The sequence below is a fragment of the Streptomyces griseocarneus genome (genome assembly GCF_014655595.1).
Lineage (GTDB): Bacteria > Actinomycetota > Actinomycetes > Streptomycetales > Streptomycetaceae > Streptomyces > Streptomyces griseocarneus.
The window spans coordinates 1-4,124 of sequence record NZ_BNBL01000029.1; the positions used below are offsets into that span (position 1 = coordinate 1).

Here is a 4,124-nt window from a genome sequence, read left to right on the forward strand (position 1 = left end):
CGCCGAGAGGTGCACGTCCGGTTCTGAGGGGGGCTCCCCCGCAGCAATGCGGGGGGCCTACCCGACTGGTGGTCCTCCAGCTCGAAGGCTCCAAGCGGTGGAAGATCTACGGCCCCACCCGCCAGGCCCCTGCCTGGCGCGACGTCGAAGCGCCCGAGGCGCCGACGGGCGAGCCGATCACGGACATCGTCCTGACGCCCGGCGACATGCTCTACCTGCCGCGCGGCTGGTGGCACGCCGTGAGCGCCGACCAGGGTACCGCCTCGCTCCACGTCACCTTCGGACTCGCCACACAGACCGGCGCCGAGTTCCTCGGCTGGCTGTGTGACGACCTTCGGGCCAGCACGACCGTCCGCGCCGACGTGCCCCGCTTCGGCACACCTGAGGAGCGGACGGACTACCTGGCCGCCGTACGGAAGGAGGTGCTGGCCGCCCTGGAGGACCCGAGGGTTCTCGAACGCTGGGACAGGTCGCTGGACACCACCCACCCGGGTCTTCCGCGCTTGTCCCTGCCCTACCTCACCGCCGTTCCGCCCCAGCCGGGGATCACCGTCCAGCTCACCGCTCCCCGCGCTCGCATCGACCAGGACGACGACGCGGTGACGTTCTCCGGCGCCGGGAACGAATGGACCTTCGCCCTACCCGTCGCCCCGGCGCTCCGCCTCCTGGCCGACGGGAAGCCGATCACGCTCGAGGTACTGGCCGTCGAATCCGGCCTCAGCGTCGGGCAGACGGCCGAAGTCGTCACCGCCCTGGTCGTGGGGCAAGCCGTCGCCGTCGTCGGGGGCTCCAGGTGACCGCTGCCCTCGGACTGGGGACGTACCGGGTGCGCGCTGTCGAGCAGGCGGCACGCACCGCGTGCGCCGACGGATTGGTGTGGATCGACACTGCCCCCAACTACAAGGACGCCCACCAGATGCTCGGCCCCGTCATCTCCCATCACCCGCGCGCCATGGTCGCAACGAAGACGGGGTTCTTCAGCAAGGCTGAGGGCGAGGCCGCAGTACAGGCCGGGCTCCTCACCCCGCAGCAGGTAACCGCCGGCCACAGCCTCGGTCCTGCCTTCACCCGCTGGCAGACGGACCGCTCCCTTGCCGCACTCGGCCGCGCGGACCTCGTGTTCGTCCACAACCCCGAGCACTCCCGCCTCGACCGCGCCGCGCTCCACGAGCGGCTGCGTGCCTTGTTCGCCGTCCTGGAGGAGTTCGCCGCCGCAGGCAGGATCGGCGGATACGGCGTGGCCACCTGGTCGGGATTCCAGCACGGTGCCTTCACCGTCCCCGAACTTCTGGGCCTGGCAGAGGAAGCCGCCGGATCGGGTGAACATCACCTGCGAGCCATCCAGCAACCAGTCAGCCTCGTCATGGCCCGGCCGATCGCCCTCGCTCTCGACGGTCGGGGCCCCCTGGTCCAGGCCCGTGCCGCCGGCCTGATCACCTTTGGCTCCTCGCCCCTGCACGGCGGCGAACTCCCGGCCCTCACCACGCCCGAACTCGCCGAATTCGTGCGCCCTGGGGCCTCGCCGGCCGCCGCCTGCCTCCTCGCTGCGGCCTCCTGCCCGAGCCTGGACGTGGTACTGCTGTCCGCAAGCACTGGACAGCACTGGGTCGCCGCGAAGGACGCCATCGCCTCCCCGCTCGACCCGGGCCGGCTCAGGAAGGTCACCGATGTACTCGCCCAAGGATGAGACCACCAGGGCACGCATGGAGGACGCCTTGGCGCACGCCGCTGGAAGGCTGTCCACCACGACGACCGGGACACCGGCGTGGGGCTGGCTTGGCCGCACCATCGGCAGCCGCACCGAGGGCGGCCACTGGCTCCGCGTCCACTGCGGTGAGGCGTCGAAGACCCCTGCCCAACGGAACGAGGGCATTGCGCTCGCCGAGGAGCGGGTGTCCGGCAAGGTCTCCCGCCCGCACCTCCACGACCTTCACCGCTGGGACGGAGGGGAGCACGTCTTCGAGGCGGAGCTGATCGACTACATCGCCCAGCCGGTCATCTCTCCGGAGACGCCCGACCTCACCGAGGACCCGGGGCTGCCGGACTCCTGGTGGACGACCCTGCGGGAGAGCCTGGACGCCCTGAGCGCCGCCGAACCGCCCCGCGAGACCATCCGTCAGTCCTGGGCAGACCGGGTCTTCCCCGAGTTCCTGGGCATCCCCGCGCCGGCCATCACCGAACGCATCACTGGCCACGCCGATCTCCAGTGGGCCAACCTCACCCACGATCCCCTCGTCATCCTGGACTGGGAACGCTGGGGCGCCGTCCCCGTAGGCTACGACCCGGCCATGCTCTACGTGAACAGCCTCCGCGTCCCCGCCGTAGCCGACCGCATCCGTGTCGAGTTCGCCCACATCCTCGACACCCCGGCCGGCCGGATCGGCGAACAGATCGCCCTCGCAGAAATGCTCCAGGCCGTCGGTCGCGGCTGGTACGTCGAGCTGGGCCCGATCCTGCGACAGCGCGCGGAGGAATTGACCGGCGTCCGCCCTCCGGCCTCGGCTCCAGCCAAGGCAACTGCCTGATCTCCCCCTCCCGCCCAGGCCCGGACGCCTCCCCCTGGCGCCGAGCCGCTCCCCTGCTCGCCCTGGGGCGACTGGCGGGTTCTTCCGGATCCGACTGCCCGCTCCTCGGCCCTTTGCGACGCGAGTGGGCGGGGGCCGTCGGGGGCGGTGGCGGAGACATGGAGCCAGCGGTGATCGGGTGGATGGGCGCGCCCTGTGGGAAGGGCGACACGCGACTGACCGAGGGGATCCCGCTCAGCCGGCTGCCGACCGGTCGCGCCATTACGGCCGTACCGGCGCCCGCTCCGCGCACCCGCCGTCCGCCAACCCCGGGAGACGGCGCAGCGCGTCGAAGGGGAGGAGCGGCCAGAGCTAGGCGTTGCTCCACCCGGCTGTGCTGGAATACGAGTCAAGCAGGTCCACCACGAAGACCAGGGTCGAGCCCGGCGGGATCAACGGCGAGGGCGACTGCTTGCCGTAGCCGAGACGTGGGGGAACGATGATCTCGCGCCGACCGCCGACCTTCATCCCCCTCACCCCCCGGTCCCAGCCCTTGATGACCCTGCCACTGCCCAGGGCGAACTTGAACGGCTGGCCCCGGTCCCAGGAGGCATCGAACTCCTTCCCGGACTCGAAGGTCACCCCGACATAGTGGACCCTGACCACCATGCCCGGCTTCACCTCAGCCCCGTCCCCGACGACCAGGTCCCGGATGGTCAGCTCGGTAGGAGCGTCACCCTCCGGAACCTCGACCTCGGGCTTCGTCAGTTCACTCATTGCAGCCTCATCACTCTCCGTCGAAAGCCCCCGCACGGACCAGCCGGACACGTGGACACCTCATGCAGCAGATGGTCACGCTACCGAGAATGCCGATTCCCGGAGCACACCGAATCCAGCGGCCACACGTGATGATCTTTCGCATGGCCGATGAACGCGACCCCGCACGCACGGGTCACGCCAGCAATCGCCCGAACGAGACGAGGCACGGACGGCTGCCGGCGCACTGCGAGATGTCTTGATTGGCTCGGTCGACAGTCCGGTGTCATGGCGGAGCGCCTTATGTCGACCGCGTCGTGGATCAGCCCAAAAATGACCGTCCGGGCATGGCGACGGCGCGTGTCCCGAGACCGCGTTGGTTGCGCAAGGCTGACATTGGTCCGTGGCTGGTCCGGAAGCCTTGATCAGGCGGATGGGCGAACTGGGTCGAAGTGTCTCAGCGGGGCAAGCGGCATGCTTATGTCTTGCTGGGTTGTGGGAGGTGGCTCGGCCCTCAACTCCGCCGTTTGGTGGCTTTGTTGATCGCTTAGAAGAACCCCAGCTTCTTCGCCGAGTAGCTCACTAGAAGATTCTTCGCCTGCTGGGGAAGCGGCAACGGCCGGGGCGTTTACCAGCGAAGACGTCGAGCGTTGGGCATCAGTGGCGGGCCGTCGGTCCGGCGTTGGCCCGGATCATGCTTGAGGCTCAGGGTTACATGCTGTGTTACGGCGGCTAACGCAACGAGGTGGATCGGGCCTGATGGGCGTGCCTGGATAGCCAGCTGAGCGTTGCTTTTTGCATGGGGACGTCGCCGTGGATCGTGTCGGATGAGCTGTGGGATCACCTGGAGCCGCTGCCGCCGCA

4 protein-coding genes are annotated in these 4,124 nt (G+C 69.4%); 3 read left to right on the forward strand and 1 reads right to left on the reverse strand.

Going from position 1 to position 4,124, the window contains the following annotated elements:
• Positions 1–68: 68 nt before the first annotated feature.
• Genes IE295_RS33090 through IE295_RS33100 form a run of 3 tightly spaced genes read left to right on the forward strand, consistent with a single transcriptional unit; the run spans position 69 to position 2,525 of the window.
• A complete protein-coding gene (locus IE295_RS33090; protein WP_229923031.1) occupies positions 69–797 on the forward strand; it encodes a JmjC domain-containing protein in 729 nt (242 codons plus the stop codon).
• Complete coding sequence (locus IE295_RS33095; protein WP_190067507.1) at positions 794–1,687, forward strand: aldo/keto reductase; 894 nt, start codon at positions 794–796, stop codon at positions 1,685–1,687. Before IE295_RS33090 ends, IE295_RS33095 begins: the two co-directional genes overlap by 4 nt.
• The gene (locus IE295_RS33100) at positions 1,668–2,525 is read left to right on the forward strand and encodes a hypothetical protein (protein ID WP_190067508.1); all 858 of its coding nucleotides are present in this window, start codon (positions 1,668–1,670) and stop codon (positions 2,523–2,525) included. The genes IE295_RS33095 and IE295_RS33100 overlap by 20 nt, the downstream gene beginning before the upstream one ends.
• Positions 2,526–2,876: 351 nt before the next feature.
• Here IE295_RS33100 and IE295_RS33105 read toward each other — a convergent pair whose 3' ends face one another.
• Positions 2,877–3,281: an FKBP-type peptidyl-prolyl cis-trans isomerase gene (locus IE295_RS33105; RefSeq protein WP_190067509.1), complete on the reverse strand. Its 405-nt coding sequence runs from the start codon at positions 3,279–3,281 to the stop codon at positions 2,877–2,879.
• Positions 3,282–4,124 lie beyond the last annotated feature (843 nt).